The sequence below is a fragment of the Cupriavidus sp. 2TAF22 genome (genome assembly GCF_052115045.1).
In the GTDB taxonomy this organism is placed as follows: Bacteria; Pseudomonadota; Gammaproteobacteria; order Burkholderiales; family Burkholderiaceae; genus Cupriavidus.
The window spans coordinates 15265-38648 of the sequence record NZ_JBFRFX010000006.1 but is presented as its reverse complement, the minus strand read 5'-3'; the positions used below and the strand labels follow the sequence as shown (position 1 = coordinate 38648).

Annotated in this window: 20 protein-coding genes, 1 other RNA gene and 2 pseudogenes; 16 read left to right on the top strand and 7 right to left on the bottom strand. The window is 66.6% G+C overall.

Annotated elements, in window-relative coordinates:
* Positions 1-16 precede the first annotated feature (16 nt).
* The 3 genes from AB4Z48_RS09205 to AB4Z48_RS09195 all read left to right on the top strand — a co-directional run bounded on the left by AB4Z48_RS09205 (position 17) and on the right by AB4Z48_RS09195 (position 3172).
* Complete coding sequence (locus AB4Z48_RS09205) at positions 17-1216, top strand: acetyl-CoA C-acyltransferase (protein WP_441613819.1); 1200 nt, start codon at positions 17-19, stop codon at positions 1214-1216.
* A 174-nt stretch (positions 1217-1390) separates the two neighbouring features.
* Positions 1391-2347, top strand: a complete 957-nt coding sequence (locus AB4Z48_RS09200; RefSeq protein WP_441613614.1) for a DegV family protein — start codon at positions 1391-1393, stop codon at positions 2345-2347.
* Between the two features lie 48 nt (positions 2348-2395).
* Positions 2396-3172, top strand: coding sequence for an enoyl-CoA hydratase (locus tag AB4Z48_RS09195; protein ID WP_441613613.1), 777 nt, complete (start codon positions 2396-2398; stop codon positions 3170-3172).
* A gap of 40 nt (positions 3173-3212) precedes the next feature.
* Here the strand turns inward: AB4Z48_RS09195 and AB4Z48_RS09190 are convergent, their stop codons facing one another.
* The 3 genes and pseudogenes from AB4Z48_RS09190 to AB4Z48_RS09180 all read right to left on the bottom strand — a co-directional run bounded on the left by AB4Z48_RS09190 (position 3213) and on the right by AB4Z48_RS09180 (position 6852).
* A complete protein-coding gene (locus AB4Z48_RS09190; protein WP_441613612.1) occupies positions 3213-3896 on the bottom strand; it encodes a Fe2+-dependent dioxygenase in 684 nt (227 codons plus the stop codon).
* Between the two features lie 77 nt (positions 3897-3973).
* Positions 3974-6178: pseudogene (locus tag AB4Z48_RS09185) on the bottom strand (TonB-dependent receptor).
* A 269-nt stretch (positions 6179-6447) separates the two neighbouring features.
* Positions 6448-6852, bottom strand: a complete 405-nt coding sequence (locus AB4Z48_RS09180; protein WP_441613611.1) for an acyl-CoA thioesterase — start codon at positions 6850-6852, stop codon at positions 6448-6450.
* A gap of 228 nt (positions 6853-7080) precedes the next feature.
* On the opposite strand from AB4Z48_RS09180, the gene AB4Z48_RS09175 reads away from it, so the two are divergent.
* Complete coding sequence (locus tag AB4Z48_RS09175; protein ID WP_441613610.1) at positions 7081-8976, top strand: ABCB family ABC transporter ATP-binding protein/permease; 1896 nt, start codon at positions 7081-7083, stop codon at positions 8974-8976.
* A gap of 59 nt (positions 8977-9035) precedes the next feature.
* Positions 9036-9125: pseudogene (locus tag AB4Z48_RS09170) on the top strand (ABC transporter permease); the annotation flags it as partial.
* A gap of 59 nt (positions 9126-9184) precedes the next feature.
* On the opposite strand, the gene AB4Z48_RS09165 reads toward AB4Z48_RS09170, so the two are convergent.
* Both AB4Z48_RS09165 and AB4Z48_RS09160 read right to left on the bottom strand, forming a co-directional pair.
* On the bottom strand, positions 9185-9643 hold the full coding sequence (locus AB4Z48_RS09165) for an Lrp/AsnC family transcriptional regulator (RefSeq protein ID WP_441613609.1): 459 nt from the start codon (positions 9641-9643) through the stop codon (positions 9185-9187).
* A 68-nt stretch (positions 9644-9711) separates the two neighbouring features.
* The gene (locus AB4Z48_RS09160) at positions 9712-10281 is read right to left on the bottom strand and encodes a cysteine dioxygenase (protein WP_441613608.1); all 570 of its coding nucleotides are present in this window, start codon (positions 10279-10281) and stop codon (positions 9712-9714) included.
* A 174-nt stretch (positions 10282-10455) separates the two neighbouring features.
* Between AB4Z48_RS09160 and AB4Z48_RS09155 the strand changes: the two genes are divergently transcribed.
* The 6 genes from AB4Z48_RS09155 (at position 10456) to AB4Z48_RS09130 (ending at position 16386) form a co-directional block, all read left to right on the top strand.
* Positions 10456-11433: a LysR family transcriptional regulator gene (locus tag AB4Z48_RS09155; RefSeq protein WP_441613607.1), complete on the top strand. Its 978-nt coding sequence runs from the start codon at positions 10456-10458 to the stop codon at positions 11431-11433.
* Between the two features lie 118 nt (positions 11434-11551).
* Complete coding sequence (locus AB4Z48_RS09150) at positions 11552-12859, top strand: Glu/Leu/Phe/Val family dehydrogenase (RefSeq protein WP_441613606.1); 1308 nt, start codon at positions 11552-11554, stop codon at positions 12857-12859.
* 409 nt (positions 12860-13268) lie between these two features.
* On the top strand, positions 13269-14168 hold the full coding sequence (locus AB4Z48_RS09145; protein ID WP_441613605.1) for a glutamate/aspartate ABC transporter substrate-binding protein: 900 nt from the start codon (positions 13269-13271) through the stop codon (positions 14166-14168).
* Between the two features lie 63 nt (positions 14169-14231).
* Positions 14232-14960, top strand: coding sequence for an amino acid ABC transporter permease (locus AB4Z48_RS09140; protein WP_441613604.1), 729 nt, complete (start codon positions 14232-14234; stop codon positions 14958-14960).
* An 11-nt stretch (positions 14961-14971) separates the two neighbouring features.
* Positions 14972-15655 (top strand): glutamate/aspartate ABC transporter permease GltK, encoded by a 684-nt coding sequence (gene gltK / locus AB4Z48_RS09135; protein WP_441613603.1) that lies wholly within the window; start codon positions 14972-14974, stop codon positions 15653-15655.
* Positions 15652-16386, top strand: coding sequence for an amino acid ABC transporter ATP-binding protein (locus AB4Z48_RS09130; RefSeq protein ID WP_441613602.1), 735 nt, complete (start codon positions 15652-15654; stop codon positions 16384-16386). Before gltK ends, AB4Z48_RS09130 begins: the two co-directional genes overlap by 4 nt.
* A gap of 79 nt (positions 16387-16465) precedes the next feature.
* Here the strand turns inward: AB4Z48_RS09130 and AB4Z48_RS09125 are convergent, their stop codons facing one another.
* Positions 16466-17296 (bottom strand): class II glutamine amidotransferase, encoded by an 831-nt coding sequence (locus AB4Z48_RS09125; RefSeq protein WP_441613601.1) that lies wholly within the window; start codon positions 17294-17296, stop codon positions 16466-16468.
* A gap of 178 nt (positions 17297-17474) precedes the next feature.
* Here AB4Z48_RS09125 and AB4Z48_RS09120 point away from each other — a divergent pair, with 178 nt between their 5' ends.
* The 5 genes from AB4Z48_RS09120 to rnpB all read left to right on the top strand — a co-directional run bounded on the left by AB4Z48_RS09120 (position 17475) and on the right by rnpB (position 22215).
* Positions 17475-18563 carry a tartrate dehydrogenase gene (locus AB4Z48_RS09120; protein WP_441613600.1) on the top strand — a complete coding sequence of 363 codons (1089 nt, stop codon included), beginning with the start codon at positions 17475-17477 and terminating at the stop codon, positions 18561-18563.
* A complete protein-coding gene (locus AB4Z48_RS09115) occupies positions 18560-19873 on the top strand; it encodes a glycerate kinase type-2 family protein (RefSeq protein ID WP_441613599.1) in 1314 nt (437 codons plus the stop codon). Before AB4Z48_RS09120 ends, AB4Z48_RS09115 begins: the two co-directional genes overlap by 4 nt.
* Before the next feature lie 47 nt (positions 19874-19920).
* A complete protein-coding gene (gene pyrC / locus AB4Z48_RS09110; RefSeq protein ID WP_441613598.1) occupies positions 19921-20955 on the top strand; it encodes a dihydroorotase in 1035 nt (344 codons plus the stop codon).
* Between the two features lie 14 nt (positions 20956-20969).
* The gene (locus tag AB4Z48_RS09105) at positions 20970-21815 is read left to right on the top strand and encodes a DUF3025 domain-containing protein (RefSeq protein WP_441613597.1); all 846 of its coding nucleotides are present in this window, start codon (positions 20970-20972) and stop codon (positions 21813-21815) included.
* A gap of 59 nt (positions 21816-21874) precedes the next feature.
* Positions 21875-22215, top strand: an RNA gene (gene rnpB / locus AB4Z48_RS09100) — RNase P RNA component class A.
* 121 nt (positions 22216-22336) lie between these two features.
* Here the strand turns inward: rnpB and AB4Z48_RS09095 are convergent.
* A complete protein-coding gene (locus AB4Z48_RS09095) occupies positions 22337-22759 on the bottom strand; it encodes an OsmC family protein (RefSeq protein WP_441613596.1) in 423 nt (140 codons plus the stop codon).
* Between the last annotated feature and the right edge of the window lie 625 nt (positions 22760-23384).

The window sequence follows — 23384 nt, the reverse complement described above, 5'->3', positions numbered from 1 at the left end:
CAAGCGAGGAACCGACATCATGAAACAACTGCAAGACGCATACATCGTTGCCGCGACCCGCACGCCGATCGGCAAGGCGCCCAAGGGCGCGTACAAGAACACCCGCCCGGACGACCTGCTGGCCACCATCCTGCGCGCGGCCGTGGCGCAGGTGCCTGACCTCGATCCGGCGCTGATCGAGGACGCCATCGTCGGCTGCGCGATTCCCGAGGCGCAGCAGGGCCTGAACGTGGCGCGCATCGGCGCGCTGCTGTCGGGCCTGCCGGTCAGCGTGGGCGGCATCACCGTCAACCGTTTCTGCGCCTCGGGCGTGTCGGCGGTAGCGATGGCGGCCGACCGCATCCGCGTGGGGGAGTCCGACGTGATGATCGCCGCCGGCGTGGAATCGATGAGCATGGTGCCGATGATGGGCAACTCGCCGTCGATGTCGCCGTCGATCTTCGAGCGCGACGAGAACATCGGCATCGCCTACGGCATGGGCCTGACCGCCGAGAAGGTGGCGCAGAAATGGAAGGTCAGCCGCGAAGACCAGGATGCCTTTTCGCTGGCGTCGCACCAGAAGGCCATCCGCGCCCAGCAGGCCGGCGAGTTCAACGACGAGATCACGCCGGTGGAGATCGTCGAGCGATTTCCCGACCTGGCCACCGGCGAAGTCCGCATCAAGACGCGCACCATCTCGCTCGACGAAGGCCCGCGCCCGGAGACCTCGCTTGAAGGCCTGGCCAAGCTGCGCCCGGTGTTCGCCAACAAGGGCAGCGTCACCGCCGGCAACAGCTCGCAGACCTCGGACGGTGCCGGTGCGCTGATCCTGGTCTCGGAAAAGATCCTCAAGCAATTCAACCTGGTGCCGCTGGCGCGCTTCGTCTCGTTCGCGGTGCGCGGCGTGCCGCCCGAGATCATGGGCATCGGCCCCAAGGAAGCGATTCCCGCGGCGCTGAAGGCGGCCGGCCTGACGCAGGACCAGATCGACTGGATCGAGCTCAACGAAGCCTTCGCCGCGCAGGCGCTGGCCGTGACGCGCGACCTGGCACTGGACCCCGCCAAGGTCAACCGCATGGGCGGCGCCATCGCCCTGGGCCACCCGCTCGGCGCCACCGGCGCGATCCGCTCCGCCACCGTGGTGCACGCCCTGCGCCGCCACAACCTCAAGTACGGCATGGTGACCATGTGCGTCGGCACGGGGATGGGCGCGGCAGGGATCTTCGAGCGCGTCTGAACGCGCCGCCGGCGAAATGGGGCCACGGGGACACGGTTTCGCGCCGTGGCCCCGTGGCCCCGCAGCCCCGCGGCCCATTTCGCCACTCTCTCGATCAGGTGAAGAAAGCAGTGCCATGACAAGGAGACAGCTGCCGCCACGATGCGGCTCACCGGACAGGGAGGAAACAACAAGATGCAGGAGACAGTCATCGTGGCCGACGCCGCGTGCGACATGCCGCGCGCGCTGATGGCCCAACTCGGGGTACAGACGCTGCCGTTCCGCATTCGCGCAGGGGATCGCTTCGTGGCCGATGTGCGCGACGAGCCGGCCTTGCCCACGCTTTACGCGCAATACCTGGTCGGCAAGCAGGATCACTACGCCGAATCGATTCCCTTGCTGGAGCGGGAGATCGAGGACCACCTGCTCAAGCATGTGGTGACCACTTGCGACCGCGCGCTCCTGCTTACCATCGCCAGCACGCGCAGCAAGCTGTACGCGCACGCGTCCGGCGCGGTGGTCGGGACCGTGGCCAAGAGCTTCAAGGCACGCAAGGATGCGGGGCGCAGCGGCCTGTTCGACCTGACCGTGATCGACACCGGCGCGATCGGCCCGGGGCAGGCGCTGATCGTGCGCGAGGCCGCCCGCATGCTGGCCGGCGGCGCCAGCGCGCAGTCCGTCGTGGAGGCCGTGGAGGCGCGCCTGCGCGACGCGGCGCACATGTTCCTGGTGCCGGACGAGCTGCTCTATATGTACACGCGGGCGCGGCACAAGGGCGAGAACAGCATCACCTGGGGCCGCTACATGCTGGGCAGCGCCTTCAATATCCGTCCCGTCGTGCATATGCACCGCGGGCAGACCGAGGCGGTGGCCAAGGTGCGCGGCGCTGACGAAGGCATGCGCCGCGTGATGGCCCATGCCGAACGGTGCATCCGCGGCGGCCGCCTGCTCAGCCCGGCAGTTTCCCTCAGCTATGCGGGACCGCCCGAGGCGATCCGCGCCACCGCCGCCTTCCAGTCGCTGGCGCGCACCGCGCAACGGCACGAGGTGGAGCTGATGCTCGCGCCGATGAGCCTGACGGTCGCGCTCAACGTCGGCGCGAATGCGTTCGGGATGAGCTATCTTTGCGAGGATCCGCCGCCGCTGGAATAGGCTGCGGCGATACACAAGTCAACCAGGCAGTAAGGAGAAGACGATTCCATGAGCATCCTGACCAACATCGAGCAAGGCGTCCTGACCATCGAGTTCGATCGTCTGGACAAGAAGAACGCGATCACCGCGGCCATGTACCAGACCCTGGCCGACGCGCTGCGCGCCGCCGAGACCGACCCCGCCGTGCGCGTGATCGTGCTGCGCGGCAAGCCGGAAGTCTTCACGGCGGGCAACGATCTCGAGGACTTCATGCAGCGCCCGCCCACCTCGGTCGAAGGCGACCAGCCGGCGCCGGTGTTCCAGTTCCTGCAGCAGATCAGCCAGGCCGGCAAGCCGCTGGTGGCGGCGGTGAGCGGGCCAGCGGTTGGCGTGGGCACCACCATGCTGCTGCATTGCGACCTGGTCTATGCCTCCGAGACGGCCAGGCTGTCGCTGCCGTTCGCGCAGCTCGGGCTGTGCCCGGAAGCCGCCTCGAGCATGCTGCTGCCGCGCCTGCTGGGCTACCAGCGCGCCGCGGAGAAGTTGCTGCTGGGCGAGCCCTTCGGTGCGCAGGAAGCGCAGCAGATCGGCCTGGTCACGCGCGTGCTGCCGGTGGCCGAGCTGCACGACTTCGTGCTGCAGCAGGCGCGCAAGCTGGCTGCGCTGCCGGCGTCGTCGCTGCGCGAGACCAAGCGGCTGATGAAGGGCGGCGACAAGGACGCGGTGCAGGCCAGGATGGCGGAGGAGGGCGAGTCGTTCCGGCGCATGCTGCAGGCGCCTGAGGCCAAGGAAGCCTTCACCGCTTTCTTCGAGAAGCGCCGCCCGGATTTCTCCCGCTTCAACTGAGCCGCGCCGGCGCCGGGGGGCGTGAAAGGGCATCAGGGCATCAGGGCGTCGCCCATTCGCGCAGCAGGTTGTGGTACACGCCGGTGAGCCGCACCGTGGTGGCGTGCCCATGGCCGAGCGCCTGCGCGGTTTCCTGGACGGCGGTATCCAGGTCGAAGAGGAGGGCGCGCCGGGCATCGTTCCTCACCAGGCTCTGGATCCAGAAGAACGAGCAGAGCCGCGTGCCGCGGGTCACCGGGCTGACGCGATGCAGGCTCGAGGCCGGGTACAGGATCATGTCGCCAGCGGGCAGCTTGACCGCGTGCGTGCCGTAGGTGTCTTCGACGATCAGCTCGCCGCCGTCGTAGTCGTCGGGCCCGCGCAGGAACAGCGTGGCGGAGAGATCGGTGCGGATGCTGCCCGAACTGTCCGGAAGATAGCGGATGGCATTGTCGACATGGGTGCCGAACGATTGCCCGCCCTGGTAGGCGTTGAACAGCTTGGGATAGATCCTGGCAGGCAGCGCCGCCGAAAGGAACAGCGGATGGCGGCGCAGCGCCTGCTCGATCATCGCGGCGATATGCGCGCCCTGGCGGGAGTCGTGCGGCAACTGCAGGTTGTCCTTGGCAAGCGCGGACTGGAATCCCGCGGTCCCCTTGCCGTCGACCCAGTCGGCCTCCATCAGCAGGCGTACGCTTTCCCGTACCTGTTCCGGCGTCAGCACGCCGGGGATATGCACCATCATCGCTTAGACCTCGGGCTCGCGGGCCCCGCCTCGGGCGGGGCCACGGCTTGGAATCCTGCGCTCGGCAGGCAGGCGGATCAGAAAGAATAGACGGCGCTCAGCACGGCCGAGCGGCCATCGCCGTACTCGATCGCCGACGAGCGCGATGCGTTGCCCAGCACCTGGCGCACGCGGTCCACATAGGCCTTGTTGAACAGGTTGTCGATGTTCAGCTGGAACCGCAGGTGCCGGTTCGGCGCATAGCCGAGCATGGCGTTGTGCAGCCAGTAGCCGCCGAGCTTGCCGTCACCCGCGGAAGTGACGTTGCGCTTGCCGACATAGCGCGCGCCATAGCCCAGCGTTCAGCGGGACGGGAGCTGGTAGGTGGTCCACAGGCTGAGCGTATGGGGCGGCGTGTTGGCCATTGCCTTGCCCTCGCGCTCGGGCGTGGCCCGCGACCGGAGCGTGCTGCTGTTCAGGTAGGTGTAGTTGGCCAGGATCTCCCATTGCGGTGTCAGCTTGCCGGCCACGCCCAGCTCTGCGCCGCGCACGCGCTGCTTGCCCGCCAGGGCGTAGCTGCCGTCGGCCAGGCGTTCGCGTGCATTGCTCTTCTCGACCTGGAACAGCGCTGCGTTCAGTCCCAGGCGCCGCGCCATGAACTCCCATTTGCTGCCCACCTCATACGTCTTGTTCTTCTCCGGCGCGAGCGAGCCGGTGGCCTTGTCCACGCCTGAGCCGGTGGTGACCAGATATTCCGCGGACGGGTTGAAGGCGGTGCCGTAGGCAACGTAGATCCTGCCGTTATCCGCGGGTTTGAACACCAGCCCCGCCCGGGTGCTGAGCTGCCGGTCCGAGCTGTCCGCACGCTCCGTCGCCTTGCCTGTCGGGGTGCTCTCCGAGGTGCCGTCGATCCAGTCGTAGCGCAGGCCCAGATTCAGGTCCCAGTGCTTGCCCAGGGCAATGGTGTCGAGGGCGTACAGCGCCTTGACATCCAGCCAGGTCTTGTTGCTCGCGCTGTCCTGCCTGGCGATCGGGCCGCTCCAGAAGCCAGGCGGATTCCGGAGGTCGAAGCCGTTTGCGGGATAGTACCTGGCGAGATTGTAGGAATAGGTGGAGCGGTCGTAGGTTTCGCGGGAGATCTCGAAGCCGGTGACCAGCGTGTGCCCCAGCCCGAACGTGCCGAAGTGGCTGGTCAGGTTGGTCTGGTTGATCCACATGCCGCTGGTCGAGTCGCGGCCATAGCCTTGCGGGCCGGCCGGCTTGTAGCGGCCGGGCGGCAGGCCCGACAGGTCCACGTGCGAGGCGGAGATCACCGTGTCGCGGTGAAGACGCGAGTAGCGGGTCAGGCTCTGCAGCTTGAGGCTGCCGTTGAACTCATGCTCGAACCTGGCGGTGACGGCATCGGTGGTGATGTCCTCCTTGTCCAGGTTGCGCCAGCCGAAGTAGCTGTGGCGGCCGACGCCCGCGAGCGGGTTGCCATGCAGCGCCGGCACGCCGTAGTCGGGCAGGTTGTCGTCGCGCTGGTGGAAGTAGCTCAGCGTCAGGCGCGTCGGCGATTGCAGGCCGAATACGATCGACGGCGCGATGCCCCAGCGGCGACGGTCGACGGGGCCGCGCCCCGGCACGTCGTTCTCGTGCGCCATCAGGTTCAGGCGCACCGCGGAGGACCCCCCGCCCCACGGCAGCGGCTGGTTGGTATCGAGGGTCAGCCGGCGGAAATTGTCGGTCCCGAGGCCGGCGCCGGCATGCGTGAACCGCTCCGCCCCGGGCTGCTTGCTGATCATGTTGATGCTGCCGCCGGTGGTGCCGGCGCCGCCGAAGACCGAGTTCGGCCCCTTGATCACTTCGACCGCCTCGACGTTGAAGAGGTCGGTCCGGTTGTTCTGCCCGCTGTCGCGAAGCCCGTCGACCTGCATGTTCGCGTTGGCGCTGAAGCCGCGGATATTGATGCTGTCGCCCGAACCGGCGCCGCCCTCGCCCGCGTTGAAGGTGATGCCGGAGACGTTGTACAGCGCCTGCCGCAGGCTCAGGGCGTTCTGTTCTTCCATCACATGCTGCGGCACCACCGAGATGGTCTGCGGGGTGTCGAGCAGCGGCGCGGCGTACTTGGCCGAGCCGGAGACATCGACCTTGGCGCCGGGCAGCGGCGTTCCCCGTACGGTGACAGGCTCCAGCTCGACAGGCCTGCCCTGCCGTTCGCGGTCGTCCGCCAGCACTGGCGCGGCGCAGGTCGCCATTGCCAGGACGGCGCAGGCCAGGGGGCGACGCGGCGGCAGCGCGGCGGATCTTATGTATCGGCTCATTCCATGCTCCTAAGTGCATTTGAGAATCATTTGCATTTAAGTGCGTGGAGCGAGGTGAAGGAATTGGAAATGTCTGAACGCGCAGGCAGAAATTTCTGCTTTCTTCCGGGCGGACGGGAGGGGCGGGGCGGGGAGATTGCGCCCCGCGATGTGCGCGGGACGCTTCAGGGAGGACCGCAGGCGGGTCGCGGGGAGGGTGGGCTCCCGAGCCAGCCTGGTTCAGCCTGGTTCAGGATGCCGCGCAAGGGCCGCGCCGGCGGGCCGGCAACTCAGAGCTTCGGCAGCACCCGCGGCTGTCGCGTGTCATCGGTCGCCACATACGTCAGCGTGGCTTCCGTCACCTTGACGATTTCGTTGCTGTGGCGCATGCGTTGCGCGTAGACCTCCACCGACACAGTGATCGAGGTGCGGCCGGTTTTCTCGATATCGGCGTAGAAGCTGACCAGGTCGCCGACGAAGACCGGGTGCTTGAACAGGAAGGAGTTCACCGCCACCGTGGCCACGCGGCCCTGCGCGCGCTCCACCGCGGGGATCGAGCCGGCCAGGTCGACCTGCGCCATGATCCAGCCGCCGAACACGTCGCCGTGCACATTGGCGTCGGCAGGCATGGGGACCACACGCAGTGCGGGATTCTTGCCGGGCGGCAGGCAGGGTAGGACGGTGGCTTGATTCATGATGGCTTGAGGCAGGAAAACAGGGTTGGGGCGGGGCGCCGGGATCGCGGCGCGATGCCGCTACGGTATGGCGATGCTTGCCGGAGTGGACGGAGTGAGCTGGCCGCCGCACGGCGCCGGCATGGTGGCATGGCCGGAACACAGCCGCGACAAAGACGGATGCCAGGGTGGTGCCGGCTGAGCCAGCCGATCTCTGCCACAATCGCATATTCGCCCAAATTCTAACGTATGCGACGCTATTCCTCGTCGGCCGAGCCGTCCCCCGCCCAGCCCGCTTCCCTGTTCGGCAAGCCAGGCGCTCCCCGCAGCGACTGGCAGACCGTGCGCAACCTGCTGCCCTACGTCTGGCACTACAAATGGCGCGTGATCCTGGCGCTGGTGTGCCTGGTCGCGGCCAAGGTGGCCAACCTCGGCGTGCCGGTGCTGATGAAGAAGCTGGTGGACAACATGAACGTGCCTGCCGGCAGCGCCACCGCGCTGCTGGTGGTGCCGGTGGGGCTGATCCTGGCGTATGGCGTACTGCGGCTGTCCGGCACGCTGTTTACCGAACTACGCGAGATCCTGTTCGCCAAGGTCACGCAGAGCGCGGTGCGCGAGATTGCGCTGCAGGTGTTCCGCCACCTGCACGCGCTGTCGCTGCGCTTTCACCTCGAGCGGCAGACCGGCGGCATGAGCCGCGACATCGAGCGCGGCACGCGCGGCATCCAGTCGCTGATTTCCTATTCGCTCTACAGCATCCTGCCGACCCTGGTCGAGATGGGCCTGGTGATGGGCTTCTTCATCCTGCACTACGACATCTGGTTCGCCGCCATCACCGGCTGCGCGCTGGTGAGCTACATCGTGTTCACGATCGTGGTGACCGAGTGGCGCACGCACTTCCGGCGCAAGATGAACGAGCTGGATTCGCGCGCCAACCAGAAGGCGATCGATTCGCTGCTCAACTTCGAGACCGTGAAGTACTTCGGCAACGAGGAGTATGAAGCCCGCCGCTATGACGAGAACCTGCTCACCTACCGCTCCGCGGCAATCCGTTCGCAGAACTCGCTGTCTTTGCTCAACTTTGGCCAGCAGGCGATCATCGCCACCGGCCTGATCCTGATCCTGTGGCGCGCCACGGTGGGCGTGGCAGCCGGCAAGCTCACGCTGGGCGACCTGGTGCTGGTCAATACGCTGATGATCCAGCTGTACATCCCGCTGAATTTCCTCGGCGTGATCTATCGCGAGATCAAGCAGGCCACCACCGACATGGACCGCATGTTCGTGCTGCTGGGCACCAACCGCGAAGTCGCCGATGCGCCGGGCGCCCAGCCGCTGCGGGTGCGGGGCGCCGCGGTGCGTTTCGCCCATGTCGGCTTCGGCTACGAGAGCAACCGCACGATCCTGGATGGCGTGGATTTCACCATCGCGGCGGGCACCACCACCGCGGTGGTCGGGCACAGCGGCTCGGGCAAGTCCACGCTGGCGCGGTTGCTGTTCCGCTTCTACGACGTCGGCAGCGGCGCCATCGAGATCGACGGGCAGGATATCCGCGCGGTCACCCAGGACAGCCTGCGCGGCGCCATCGGCATCGTGCCGCAGGACACGGTGCTGTTCAACGACAGCATCTACTACAACATCGCCTACGGCCGCCCCGAGGCCAGCCACGATGAAGTCATCGCGGCGGCGCGCGCGGCGCAGATCGACACCTTCATCCGCGAGCTGCCGCAGGGGTACGACACGCCGGTGGGCGAGCGCGGCCTCAAGCTCTCCGGCGGCGAGAAGCAGCGCGTGGCGATCGCGCGCACGCTGCTGAAAAACCCGCCCATCCTGGTCTTCGATGAAGCCACCTCGGCGCTGGATTCGCGCACCGAGCAGGCCATCCAGGCCGAGCTGATCCGGCTGGCGCAGAACCGCACCACGCTGCTGATCGCGCACCGGCTCTCGACCGTGGTGCATGCCGACCAGATCCTGGTGATGGACCACGGCCGCGTGATCGAACGCGGCACGCACGCCGACCTGATGCGCATGGATGGCCGCTACGCCGAGATGTGGCGCATCCAGGCGCGCAGCGCCGCGCAGAACGCCACACCGGTGGAAGACGCGACGCTGGCCATCGAAGCGGGCGACGCCACGCAGGACGCCTGAGGCGCGACGGTCCGCATCGGACAGGCGCGGGTGCGCCAGATCATGGCACGCGCCTTTGACTGGTGGTGATCGCGGTGATGGCGATGGTGATGTATGAGTTCTTCGCGGTGGTGGAGCGGCGCATGACGGGCTGGGCCAGCCGCGGGTGAGGGCGGGTGTGTGCCGGTCTGGCTTGTGCGGCCAGCCTCGCTAGTCTCGCCAGCCTCGCCTACGCATAGTCAAGGGGCAGCGCCGTGGTGTACTTGATCTGCTCCATGGCAAAGCTGGAGCTGACATCGGCCAGCTCGGCCCCCTGGATCAGCTTCTTGTAGACGCGATCGTAGGCGGCGATATCCGGCACCACCACGCGCAGCAGGTAGTCGGTATCGCCCGCCATGCGGTAGAACTCGGTGACTTCGGGAATCGAGGCGACCAGGTCGTGGAAGGTCTTGAGCCACTTGGCGTTGTGCTGGTTGGTGCGGACCGAGACGAATACGGTTACGCCCACATTCAGCAGGGCCGGGTCCAGCAGCGCCACGCGCTTGCGGATGACGCCGCTTTCCTCCAGCTTCTGCACACGCCGCCAGCAAGGCGTGGAGGTGAGGCCGACGCGCTCGCCGAGTTCGGCCACGGGCAAGGTGGCGTCCTCCTGCAGGGCGGCGAGTATCTGGCGGTCGTAGCGGTCCATGGCGTGGTTCCTGTCGGGTTCCTGTCGTGCAGCATCGGTCGGTGTCCGGCCGCACGCACGCCCGCGGATCAGGCAGCGTCCACCAGCAGGTTCACACCGCTGCAGATGTGCTCCTGGTCCACCCCATAGATGTGCAGCGACACGGCCACTTCATCGCTGTCGTTGCCGAGCGCGTGGATATGGCGCAGGCCGGCCGGCACGCTGAAGGTGTCGCCCGCCGTGCGCGGCATTTCGCCGCACTGCCGCGCGCGCCGCGCCTGCGCATCCCAGCGGTAGTGGCGCTCGTGCAGCGTGCCGCGCAACACGCGGTAGGCGCACCAGGTCTGGTGGCCGTGCACCGGGCTGTGCTGGCCGGGCCGCCACACGATCAGCATGGCCGAGAAGCGTGCCAGCGGATCGGCGTGGACGAGGTGGCGCACATAGCCGTGGGGCGAGCCTTCGCGCAGCGATTCGGGCAGCAGTGCCAGCAGGGCCGCGGCGTCGGGCAGGCCGGCTTCGATGCCCTCGGCCACCATGCGCGCGCTCGCCGCGAAGGCCGAAGACATGCCGTCGGACAGCGGGGCGAAGAGGGCGCCGGGCGGGGCGCCGGGCGCGGGGTGGGCGACGGGGCCGGGCGTGCCGGCTTGCTGGGTGGCCATGACGGGCTCCTTGTTGGTATGCGCCCATCATAGCGCCCGGTCCGTAGCAAACGCGTGCGTCTTGTCGTGCAAATCTAGGTTGCAGTGTAATCTGATTCCACAAAAACTCAAGATAGTAGAATTTTGTTCCTGAGTGCGCGCCGGACGGGGGAAGCCGGTGGATAATGCCGCCTCATGGAAATCAAATGGCTTGAAGACTTCGTCAGCCTGGCCGAGACGCACAGCTTCTCGCGCTCGGCCGAGCAGCGTCATGTGACACAGCCCGCGTTCTCGCGCCGGATCCAGTCGCTGGAGTCCTGGGTGGGCACGGAGCTGATCGACCGCTCCAGCTATCCCACCAGCCTGACGCCGGCGGGCAAGGTGTTCTACGAGCAGGCGCTGGCGATGCTGGCGCAGGTCAGCGAGACGCGCGCGCTGATGCGGGGGCAGCGTTCGGCCAATGCCCAGGTGCTGGAATTCGCGGTGCCGCATACGCTGTCGCTGACCTTCTTCCCGGAGTGGCTCAAGGCGGTGGAGCGCGAGATCGGCACCCTGCCGTGCCGGCTGCGCGCGCTCAACGTCCACGACGCCGTGCTGGCGCTGGTCGACGGCGGCTGCGACCTGGTCATGGTCTACCACCACGCGCGCCAGGCCATCCAGCTCGATCCGGCGCACTACGACATGATGGTGCTGGGCATCGAGCGGCTGTCGCCGTACAGCGTGCCGGACGCCGCGGGCAAGCCGCTGTACCGCCTGCCGGGCACGGACAAGAAGCCGGTGCCCTTCCTGAGCTACACGCCGAACGCCTTCCTCGGCCGCATGGTGGACATGCTGCTCGACGAGACCCCCGACGCCCTCAAGCTCGACAAGTGCTACGAGACGGATATGGCCGAGGCGCTCAAGGTGATGGCGCTGGCGGGGCATGGCATGGCCTTCCTGCCCGAGAGCGCGGTGCGCGAGGACCTGGCCCGGCACCGGCTGGTGCGTGCCGAGCCGGCGCGCGGCGCGCCGCTGTCGATCGACATGGAGATCCGGCTTTACCGTGAAAAACCCGGCGAGCAGGCCAGCGAGCGGCGCAGCGCGCAGCTGCGCAACAAGCGCCAGCTGGTGGATCGCGTGTGGAACTCGCTGGCGGCGCGCAGCCTGCCCATGTCCGCGCCGCCGGGCGCATAGGCGCACGGATGTCGCCGCAAGGTTATGCAATCGGTGCATAACGGGATAATCAAACGGCATTGGCTTCGGCGGGGCGGCCTCCTCTAAGCTGGCCGCACTTTCACACCGAGACCAAACGATGTCTTCCGCCGCGCCGTCCAATCCTGCCGTCATGACTCACACGCTGCCGTCCTACCTCAATCCCGAGGCGCTCGGCCCCTGGGGCATCTACCTGCAGCAGGTCGATCGTGTCACGCCCTACCTGGGCTCGCTCGCACGCTGGGTCGAGACCCTCAAGCGCCCCAAGCGCGCCCTGGTCGTTGACGTGCCCATCGAGATGGACAACGGCACCATCGCCCACTTCGAGGGCTACCGCGTGCAGCACAACCTGTCGCGCGGCCCCGGCAAGGGCGGCGTGCGCTTCCACCAGGACGTGACGCTGTCGGAAGTGATGGCGCTGTCGGCCTGGATGTCGGTCAAGAACGCAGCGGTCAACGTGCCCTACGGCGGCGCCAAGGGCGGCATCCGCGTCGACCCGCGCACGCTCTCGCAGGGCGAACTGGAACGGATCACGCGCCGCTACACCAGCGAGATCAACATCATCATCGGGCCCAACAAGGACATCCCGGCGCCCGACGTCAACACCAACGCGCAGGTGATGGCCTGGATGATGGATACCTACTCGATGAATTCGGGCAGCACCGCGACCGGCGTGGTGACCGGCAAGCCGATCTCGCTGGGCGGCTCGCTGGGCCGCCACGAGGCGACCGGCCGCGGCGTGTTCGTGGTCGGATCCGAGGCGGCACGCAACATTGGCCTGGATATCAAGGGCGCCCGCGTGGCGGTGCAGGGCTTCGGCAATGTCGGCGCCGTGGCGGCCAAGCTGTTCCACGAAGCCGGCGCCAAGGTGGTGGCCGTGCAGGATCACCGCACCGCGCTGTACAACCCGGCCGGCCTGGACGTGCCCGCCATGATGGAATACGCCTCGCATAGCGGCACCATCGAAGGCTTCCAGGGCGAGACCATCTCCGCCGAGCAGTTCTGGCAGGTCGATTGCGAAATCCTGATCCCGGCCGCACTGGAAGGGCAGATCACCGCCAAGAACGCGCCCCACATCAAGGCACGCATGGTCATTGAAGGTGCGAACGGCCCGACCACGCCCGAGGCCGACGACATCCTGCGCGAGCGCAACATCCTGGTGGCGCCGGACGTCATCGCCAATGCCGGCGGCGTCACGGTTTCGTATTTTGAGTKGGTGCAGGACTTTTCCAGCTTTTTCTGGACCGAAGAGGAAATTAACCAGCGCCTGGTACGAATCATGCAAGAGGCATTCCGTGCGATCTGGCAGGTCGCCCAGGAAAACAAGGTGACCCTGCGCACGGCCGCGTTCATCGTGGCGTGCACGCGGATTCTGCAGGCGCGCGAAATGCGCGGTCTCTACCCCTGATCCTCAACGCCGGTTGCCGTTGCGGCATCGCCAATTGGTGATGCTGCGTCGCAGCAACCGGGCCGGACTTTTGGTAACGCGGCTGTCGGGCTTCCCGGCAGCCGCGTTGTCGTATGTTTCCTGCCTCGCGGCGCTGGCGCCGGGCGGCCGGATAACGGGCCGGCGACGGCTTCCTGCCTGCCGGCTCCGGGCGGCGTCCGGTGTTGCGGAAATGGGAAAAAGCGGTTTGGCGCGGCATGCGCGGGGTGGGGGCGAGGCATGGCCCGACTCCCCCGCAAACCATGCCTGTATTGGCTTTGTTAGGGGAAAAACCCGTTGTCTTGGGTGTCTGCCTGCGCAATACTATTTCGTCGGCGGGTGGTTTTTTGTTAGAGTCCCGCCTTTCTCTCTTCATGGTCAAGGAGATGTTATGAATGTTGCCAAGTTGGCTTCCCTGATGATTGCAGCCGGCGTGCTTTGCGGTACCGCGCAAGCAGCCGAGCAATTGACGGGCACGCTGCAGAAGATCAAAGACACCGGTGTGATTACGCTTGGCGTTCGTGAATCGTCGATTCCGTTCAACTACAACCTCGGCGGCGTGCGCCAGGTCGGCTATTCCTACGATATCAACGTCAAGATCGTGGAAGCCATCAAGGACCACCTGAAGCTGCCGAACCTGCAGGTCAAGGAAATCCCGATCACCTCGCAGAACCGTATCACCCTGCTGCAGAACGGCACCATCGACATCGAGTGCGGCTCGACCACGAACAACCTCGAGCGCCAGAAGCAAGCATCGTTCACCACCAGCATCTTCATCATCGGCACCCGCATCATGGTGAAGAAGGATGGCGGCATCAAGGACTGGGCCGACCTCAAGGGCAAGAACGTGGTGACCACCGCCGGCACTACGTCGGAGCGCCTGCTGCGCAAGATGAACGATGACCAGAAGCTGGGCATGAACATCATCAGCACCAAGGACCACGGCCAGTCGTTCCTGACGCTGGAATCGGGCCGCGCGGTCGCCTTCATGATGGACGACGCGCTGCTGTACGGCGAACGCGCCAAGGCCAAGAACCCGAACGACTGGATCGTGGTGGGCAAGCCGCAATCGCGCGAGTCCTACGGCTGCATGATCCGCAAGGACGACGCACCGTTCAAGAAGCTGTCGGACACCGTGATCACCGGCATGATGAAGGACGGTTCGATCAACACCCTCTACACCAAGTGGTTCCAGCAGCCGGTGCCGCCGAAGGGCCTGAACCTGGACTTCCCGCTGTCCGAAGACATGAAGGCGTTGTTCAAGACGCCGAATGACAAGGCGCTCGACTGATCCTGGGATTCCGGTTGTGCGAAACGGAAGGCATGTCCTTCCGTTTCTTTTTGAGGACTCATCATGAATTACAGCTGGCATTGGGGTGTATTCCTCGAACAAGCCGCCCAGAACGAGACCTATCTTGACTGGATGATTTCCGGGCTCAAGGTCACGCTGGCGCTCGGGCTCTCGTCGTGGGTGATCGCCCTCGTCATTGGCTCGGTGCTCGGCGTGCTGCGCACGGTGCCCAACAAGTGGCTGTCCGGCCTTGCCGCGACCTACGTCGAGATCTTCCGCAATATTCCGCTGCTGGTGCAGCTGTTCATCTGGTACTTCGTCATGCCCGAGCTGTTGCCCGGCGGCGAAATGTTCAAGCAGATGAACCCGTTCGCGCAGCAGTTCCTGGCAGCCATGCTCTGCCTGGGCACCTTCACCGCGGCCCGTGTCTGCGAACAGGTCCGCTCCGGCATCAACTCGCTGCCGCCCGGCCAGCGCAACGCGGGCCTGGCGATGGGCTTCACGCTGGCGCAGACCTACCGCTTCGTGCTGCTGCCGATGTCGTTCCGCGTCATCGTGCCGCCGCTGACTTCCGAGTTCCTGAACATCTTCAAGAATTCCGCGGTCGCGTCGACGATCGGCCTGCTGGAACTGGCGGCGCAAGGCCGGCAACTGGTGGACTACACGGCGCGCCCGTATGAGTCCTTCATCGCGGTGACCCTCATGTACGCGCTGATCAACATCGTCGTGATGCTGCTGATGCGCTGGGTCGAAGGCCGCACGCGCGTGCCCGGCTTCATCGGCGGCAAGTAAGAGGACACGTCATGGCATATACATTCGATTTCAGCTCGATCAACGCGACCACGCTGGAAGTGCTGGGCGAGGGCATGCTGGTCTCGCTCAAGATCACCGTCACCGCGGTGGTGGTCGGTATCGTCTGGGGCACCATCCTGGCGATGATGCGCCTGTCCTCGGTCAAGCCGCTGAACTGGTTCGCGCAGGGATACGTGACCATCTTCCGCTCCATCCCGCTGGTGATGGTGTTGCTGTGGTTCTTCCTGATCATCCCGCAGGTGCTGCAGAAGGTGTTCAACCTGTCGCAGGCGTCGGACCTGCGCATGACCTCGGCGCTGGTGGCGTTCGCGCTGTTCGAGGCGGCTTACTATTCCGAGATCATCCGCGCCGGCATCCAGAGCGTGTCGCGCGGGCAGATGTTCGCCGCCCAGGCCATGGGCATGACCTACGGGCAGTCCATGCGGCTGGTGATCCTGCCGCAGGCGTTCCGCAACATGGTGCCGCTGCTGCTGACCCAGGGCATCATCCTGTTCCAGGATACGTCGCTGGTCTACGTGAGCGCGCTGGCCGACTTCTTCGGCCAGGCCTACGGCATCGGCGAACGCGACGGCCGCATCGTGGAGATGCTGCTGTTTGCCGGCCTGGTGTACTTCATAATCTGTTTCTCCGCATCGCTGCTGGTCAAGCGTTACCAGAAAAAGGTGGCCGTATGATTGAAATCAACAACGTCTCCAAGTGGTACGGCGCCTTCCAGGTGCTGACCGATTGCACCACCAAGGTCGCCAAGGGCGAGGTGGTGGTGGTGTGCGGTCCGTCTGGCTCCGGCAAGTCGACCCTGATCAAGACCGTCAACGCGCTGGAACCGTTCCAGAAGGGCGACATCACCGTGGACGGCACCTCGGTGGGCTCGCCCAAGACCAACCTGCCCAAGCTGCGCTCGCGCGTGGGCATGGTGTTCCAGAACTTCGAGCTGTTCCCGCACCTGTCGATCACCGAGAACCTGACCATCGCCCAGATGAAGGTGCTCGGCCGCTCGAAGGAAGAGGCGACCGCGAAGGGCCTGAAGTACCTGGACCGCGTGGGCCTGAAGGCGCAGGCGGCCAAGTTCCCGGGCCAGCTGTCGGGCGGCCAGCAGCAGCGCGTGGCGATCGCCCGCGCGCTGTCGATGGACCCGATCTGCATGCTGTTCGACGAACCCACCTCGGCGCTGGACCCGGAAATGGTCAACGAAGTGCTGGACGTGATGGTGCAGCTGGCGCAGGAAGGCATGACCATGATGTGCGTGACCCACGAAATGGGCTTCGCGCGCAAGGTCGCCAACCGCGTGATCTTCATGGACCAGGGCAAGATCGTCGAGGACGCCGACAAGGAAGAGTTCTTCGGCAATATCGAGGCGCGCTCGGACCGGGCACGCCAGTTCCTGTCGAAGATCCTGCATCACTGAGACGGCAGGTCGCCGCCACGGCGGCTCGCCATGGAAAAGGGACGCCGCGGCGTCCCTTTTTCGTTGCCGCCCGCGCCCCTCAGGTACAGGCGCTGTTGGCCGCGTTCCTGGCCTGCACGTCGGCCGGAATCGGCACCGTCAGCGTCATCACCGAGCGGCCTTCCTCGAACATCATCAGCTCGCCCGGCGCGAAGGCGGTCCAGGTCTCGTTGTCGGTCAGCGGGGCGGTGGCGATGACCGCCACCCGGTCGTCCGGCGTGGTGACCTGGGCGAAATCGATCGAGAGGTCTGCATCGATCAGGTGCGCCGTGGAGAACGGCCACTGGCGCACGATGTAATAGAGGCGGGTGGAGCAATGCGCGAACAGGGCCTGGCCGTTGGACAGCAGGTAGTTGAACACGCCGTGCAGGGTGATCTCGCGCGTGATGTCGGCCAGCGCGTGGCAGAGTTCGTTGAGCGGCGGCTGCGAGCCGGGAAAGCGCTTGCGCAGACCCTGCATCAGCGTGCAGAAGGCGAGCTCGCTGTCGGTATCGCCGACCGGCTGGTAGACGCCGGACAGGAACGGCGAGAAGTTCTTCAGGTCGCCGTTGTGGGCGAAGATCCAGTGCCGGCCCCACAGTTCGCGCATGAAGGGGTGGCAGTTCTCCAGCAGCACGGTGCCCTGGGTCGCCTTGCGGATATGCGAGATGACGTTCTTGGACTTGATCGGGTAGCGCTTGATCAGGTCGGCCACGGGCGAGGTGCCGGCGGACTGGTTGTCGATGAACAGGCGGCAGGCCTTGTCCTCGAAGAACGCCACGCCGAAACCGTCGGCATGGTGGTCCGTGACGCCGCCGCGGGCGGCGAAGCCGGTAAAGGAGAACGTCACGTCGGTCGGCGTGGCGCAGTTCATGCCGAGCAGCTGGCACATGGCGGGGCACCGGACCGGCAGCGGGCTGCCGGATTGCAATAGAATGTTCCATTATCCGGCCAGCCCGGGTTATCTGCCAAGCGCATCGTTTTCCCGGGTTACCCCGGCCTACCCCGGCCTATCCCGGCATCCCCCGACCTCTTTCGTATCTGTATCTCTTTTGCGGGCCATTCGAGACATGAGCAAATACAAGATCGCAGTCATCCCCGGCGACGGCATTGGTACCGAAGTGATGCCCGAGGGGCTGCGGGTGATGGACGCCGCCGCGCGCCGGTTCGGCCTGGACATGCAGTTCGACCATTTCGACTTCTCCAGCTGCGACTACTATGCGCGGCACGGCAAGATGCTGCCGGACGACTGGTTCGACACCCTGGTCAAGTACGACGCGATCTATTTCGGCGCGGTCGGCTGGCCCGATGCCGTGCCCGACCATGTCTCGCTGTGGGGCTCGCTGCTGCAGTTCCGCCGCTCGTTCGACCAATACGTGAACCTGCGGCCGGTGCGGCTCATGCCCGGGATCCGCAGCCCGCTGGTGGACCGCGACGGCAACCCGCGCAAGCCCGGCGACATCGATTTCTACGTGGTGCGCGAGAACACCGAGGGCGAGTATTCCAGCATCGGCGGGCGCATGTTCCCCGGCACCGACCGCGAAGTGGTGATCCAGGAAACGGTGATGACGCGCACCGGCGTGGACCGCATCCTCAAGTTCGCTTTCGAGCTGGCGCAGAAGCGCCCCGGCAAGCATCTGACCTCGGCCACCAAGTCCAACGGCATCTCCATCACCATGCCGTACTGGGACGAGCGGGTCCAAGCGATGGCGGCGAACTATCCCGGCGTGAAGGTCGACAAGTACCACATCGACATCCTCACCGCGCACTTCGTCCAGCATCCAGACTGGTTCGACGTGGTGGTGGCCAGCAACCTGTTCGGCGACATCCTCTCCGACCTGGGCCCGGCCTGCACCGGCACCATCGGCATCGCGCCGTCGGGCAATATCAACCCGGACCGCACCTTCCCCAGCCTGTTCGAGCCGGTGCACGGTTCCGCGCCGGACATCGCCGGGCGTGGCGTGGCCAACCCGATCGGCCAGATCTGGTGCGGCGCCATGATGCTGGAACACCTGGGCCACGCCGACGCCGGCGCAGCCGTGCTCGGCGCCATCGAAAAGGTGCTGGCGGCCGGCCCGGAGCATGCCCCGCTGACCCGCGACATCGGCGGCAAGGCCGGCACGGCGGACCTGGGCCAGGCCATCGCAGGTGCGCTGTGAAGGCGGCCGACGCGCGCGCGCTGCTGCTGGAGACATTCCAGGCAGCGGTAGGGGCGGCCGATCCGCTGCGCATCGTGGCCGACCACCTGCCACCGCCCCGGCCGGGCGGCCGCACGCTGGTGGTGGGCGCCGGCAAGGCCGCCGCCTCGATGGCGCTGGCGGTGGAGCAGGCCTATGCGCGCCTGGATCCGACCCATGTCATCGAAGGACTGGTGGTCACGCGCTACGCCCATGGCCTGCCGACCGACCACGTGCGCGTGATCGAGGCCGGCCATCCGGTGCCTGATGAAGCGGGCGAGCGCGCCGCGGCCGAGATCCTGGCCCGCGTGGGCGCGCTCGGGCCCGACGACCGGCTGGTCGTGCTGGTTTCGGGCGGGGGCTCCAGCCTGCTGTCGCTGCCGGCCGACGGCATCGCCATGGCTGACCTCAAGGCCACCACGCAGGAGTTGCTGCGCTGCGGCGCGCCGATCACCGAGATGAACATCGTGCGCAAGCATCTCTCGCGCATCCAGGGCGGCCGGCTCGCCCAGGCCAGCCGCGCGCCGGTCACCACGCTGATTGTCTCGGACGTGGCCGGCGACGATCCGAGCGCGATCGCCTCGGGCCCCACCGTGGCGGACCCGAGCACCTATGGCGACGCGCTGGACATCCTGCGCCGCTATGGGGCCAGCGTGCCGCCCGTGGTGCGCCAGCACCTGGAACGCGGCGCGCGCGGCGAAGTGGCGGAAACGCCAAAGCCGGGCGATCCGCTGTTCGCCCGCGTCGACAATCGTGTGATCGCAACGGCGCATGGAAGCCTGGAGGCCGCGGCGGAGCGCTTCCGCGCCCAGGGCATCCAGCCGGTGGTGCTGGGCGACACCGTGACCGGCGAGGCGCAGGAAGTGGCGCGCGTCTACGCCGCGCTGGTGCGCGAGATTCGCACGTACAATGCGCCGTTCGCCGCGCCGGTGGCATTGATTTCCGGCGGCGAATGCACTGTGACGCTGCCCCAGGGCGGTGCCGCGGGCGGCGCCAGGCCGCGCGGCGGGCGTTGCTCCGAGTTCCTGCTGTCGCTTGCGCTGGAGCTCGATGGCGCGGGCGACGTGTACGCCATCGCGGCCGATACGGACGGCATCGACGGCTCGGAGGATAATGCTGGCGCGTTGCTCGACCCTTCGACGCCGGCGCGCGCGCAGGCCGCCGGCGCTCCGGCGCGCGCCCGGCTCGACGCGCACGACGCCTGGGGCTTCTTCGATGCCGCCGGCGACCTGGTGGTGACCGGCCCCACGCGCACCAATGTGAACGACTACCGCGCCATCCTGATTCTGTAATCCCCCGAGAAAGCGCCGGCCGCCAACGACGGCCGGCCATCCAAGCCATGACCCAGACCCTCACCATCACCCGCCCGGACGACTGGCACCTGCACCTGCGCGACGGCGCGGCACTGGCTGCCGTGCTGCCCGACACTGCCCGCCAGTTCGCGCGCGCCATCATCATGCCCAACCTGAAGCCGCCCGTGACCACGGTGGCGCAGGCGGCGGCCTACCGCGACCGCATCCTGGCCGCGCTGCCCGCCGGCATGGCATTCGAGCCGCTGATGACGCTGTACCTGACCGACAACACCCCGGCCGAGGAAATCGTCGCGGCCAAGGCCAGCGGCTTCGTGCACGGCGTGAAGCTGTACCCGGCCGGCGCCACCACCAACAGCGACGCCGGCGTGACCGACCTGCACCGCTGCGCGCCCGCGCTCGAAGCGATGGAGCGCGCGGGCCTGCCGCTGCTGGTGCACGGCGAGGTAACCGATTCCGAGATCGACATCTTCGACCGCGAAGCCGTCTTCATCGACCGCGTGATGACCCCGCTGCGCCGCGATTTCCCCGGCCTCAAGGTGGTTTTCGAGCACATCACCACCAAGGATGCCGCCGAGTACGTGCGCGACGCCGAAGGCCCGGTGGGCGCCACCATCACCGCGCATCACCTGCTGTACAACCGCAACGCCATCTTCACCGGCGGCATCCGCCCGCACTACTACTGCCTGCCGGTGCTCAAGCGCGAGATCCACCGCGAAGCCCTGGTGGCCGCGGCGGTGTCGGGCAGCCCGCGTTTCTTCCTCGGCACCGACAGCGCGCCGCACGCGCGCGGCCTGAAGGAACATGCCTGTGGCTGCGCCGGCTGCTATACCGGCCTGCACGCAATGGAGCTGTATGCCGAGGCGTTCGAGGATGCCGGCGCGCTGGACAAGCTCGAGGCATTCGCCAGCTTCAACGGCCCGGCCTTCTACGGCCTGCCGCGCAACGGCGGCACGCTCACGCTGACGCGCGAGCAATGGGAGCTGCCGGCCGAACTGCCCTTCGGCGACACCACGCTGGTGCCGCTGCGCGGCGGGGAAACGCTGCGCTGGAAGGCCAGCTGAGCCGCGCAAGCCCGGTGAGCAAGCCGGAGAGCGTCACGCTGGCGCTGGCCGGCGCCGTGGCGCGGATCGACTGGACCCAGCCCTGGTACCGGCCGTTTGCGCAATCCGGCACGGCGCTGTCCGGCGCGCTGCAGGACGGCGCCGACCTGCGCGCCGTGCTCAGCGAAATCAGCGCGCGGCTTGGCCTGTGCAATGCGCGGGGTTTGCCGTTGCGCTTCGTGCCCCAGGCCGAACTACCCGCCGGCACGGCCTACGAATCGCATATCCATGCCAGCGGCGCGGTGCCCACGCGCGACAACCTGCATGACTTCTTCAATGCGCTGGTCTGGCTGCATTTCCCGGGCGCCAAGCGTGTGCTGAACCGGCTGCAGGCAGAGGCGATTGCCGAGGCCGGCGTGCAGGAACGCCGCGGCGTCCTGCGCGATGCCGCCACCTTGTTCGACGAGAACGCCATCCTGTTCCTGAGTGTCGACGGCAGCCTGGCGGGCGCGCTGCGCGGCTTTGCCTGGCAGGAACTGTTCGTGGCGCGCCGGCTTGCCTGGGGCGGCAGCGGGGAGGGCGCGGCCCGTTGTGGCGTGGTGCCGTTCGGGCACGCGTTGCTGGAAAAACTGGCGCAGCCCTACAAGGCGTTGACCGCGCACGGCTGGCCGATGGCCGTTCCGCCTTCGGCGGACGGTGGGCTGCCCGCATCGCTGGATGCGGCTGTCGCCGCTTCGCTCGAATCCGCCGGGCTGCATGGCGGGCGTTTCGCGCCGCTGCCGGTGATGGGGATTCCCGGCTGGTGCGATGCCAATCGCGATCCCGCCTTTTATGCCGACACCGGCGTGTTCCGCCCCGGCCGGCGCGCGGCGGCGGCATGACCCGGGCGCGGCGCCGGGGTGACCGGCGCGAGGCCAAACGGTGTTAGACTGCGGGCCGCAAAGCAGGCCAGACAATCGCTGCTTGCACCGCAAGGTGCAAGGGGAGGAAAGTCCGGACTCCACAGGGCAGGGTGTTGGCTAACAGCCATCCACGGCAACGTGCGGAATAGGGCCACAGAGACGAGTCTTGCCGCCGGGTTCTCCCGGCGGGAAGGGTGAAACGCGGTAACCTCCACCTGGAGCAATCCCAAATAGGCAGGCATTGAGGCGGCCCGCTGAGCCTGCGGGTAGGGAGCTGGAGCCGGCCGGTAACGGTCGGCCTAGAGGAATGATTGTCACGTGCCGCTGGCCGCAAGGCTGGCAGCGCGCACAGAATCCGGCTTATCGGCCTGCTTTGCTTCTCGATTCTTCCGCCTTGCCGCGTTCGCGGCCCGGGCGTCGCGCGGCCGGTGTCCCGGCCGGCGCATCCTTTCCACGCTTTCCGCGCCTGCCGCACCCGCTTTCCGCGCCTTCAGGGCCCCTTACGCTTCCACGATTTCGAGCGTATGGGTGATCTCCGCCGTCTTGGCCAGCATGATCGAGGCCGAGCAGTATTTGTCATGCGACAGGTGGATGGCGCGCTCGACCGTGCCGGGGTTGAGGTTGCGGCCGGTCACCGTGAAATGGAAGTTGATGCGCGTGAAGACCTTCGGGTCCTCGCTCGCGCGTTCCGCTTCCAGCTTCACGCTGCAGCCGCGCACGTCCTGCCGGCTCTTCTTCAGGATCAGCACCACGTCATAGGCCGTGCAGCCGCCGGTACCCAGCAACACCATCTCCATGGGCCGCGGAGCCAGATCATGGCCGCCGCCTTCCCGCGCGCCATCCATCGCAACCACGTGCCCGCTGCCAGTCTCGGCCACGAAGGTCATGCCGTCGACGCCCATCCAAGTTACTTTGCATTCCATTTTGTTCGATCCTGCGCTTTAGTGAGTGCGTATTCGATCACGAACACGCGATTTCGAAACTTGCCTTTTGAGTATATGCCACCTGCCCTCGCGTGGTCGGAGCGGGTCGGATCCCTCCAAAAACCGAGGGTTTCCTCTAAGATGACAGTTTTGTGACACATGAAATCTGACGCAAGCTATTGATTTTTCTGGATAAATGCCGATATCGGCAAGCTGCATCAATTTTTTACAATGCAAAATGGCATTCCGCACTGCAAATTTTCTTGCACCGCGGGAGCGCTCATGTATAATTTGAATCATTGAACGACGGCATGCAAGGCAAGCCAGAGTGCGAAAGCGAATCGCCAGGGAATTCCCGGCGGTTGTGCCGGCCGCACCGTCAGCCGGGCCCCGTCGATCTCCAAGTGTCTCCTCCACCCTCCTCCTTTGGTGGATTCAAACCCAAGCTCGATAGCTTGGGTTTTTTTTATGCCGCGCCGGCGCAGACCGGCCCCGCGCGGTGGTCCGGGAACATACCCCGGACGTCGCATGACGCCCCCATCTTGACGCAGGCCCGAGAGTTTGCTTGTGCCCCTGTCAAAAACCACAGTATAATCGTCGGCTTTTCCGTCATGCCCGCGGAAGA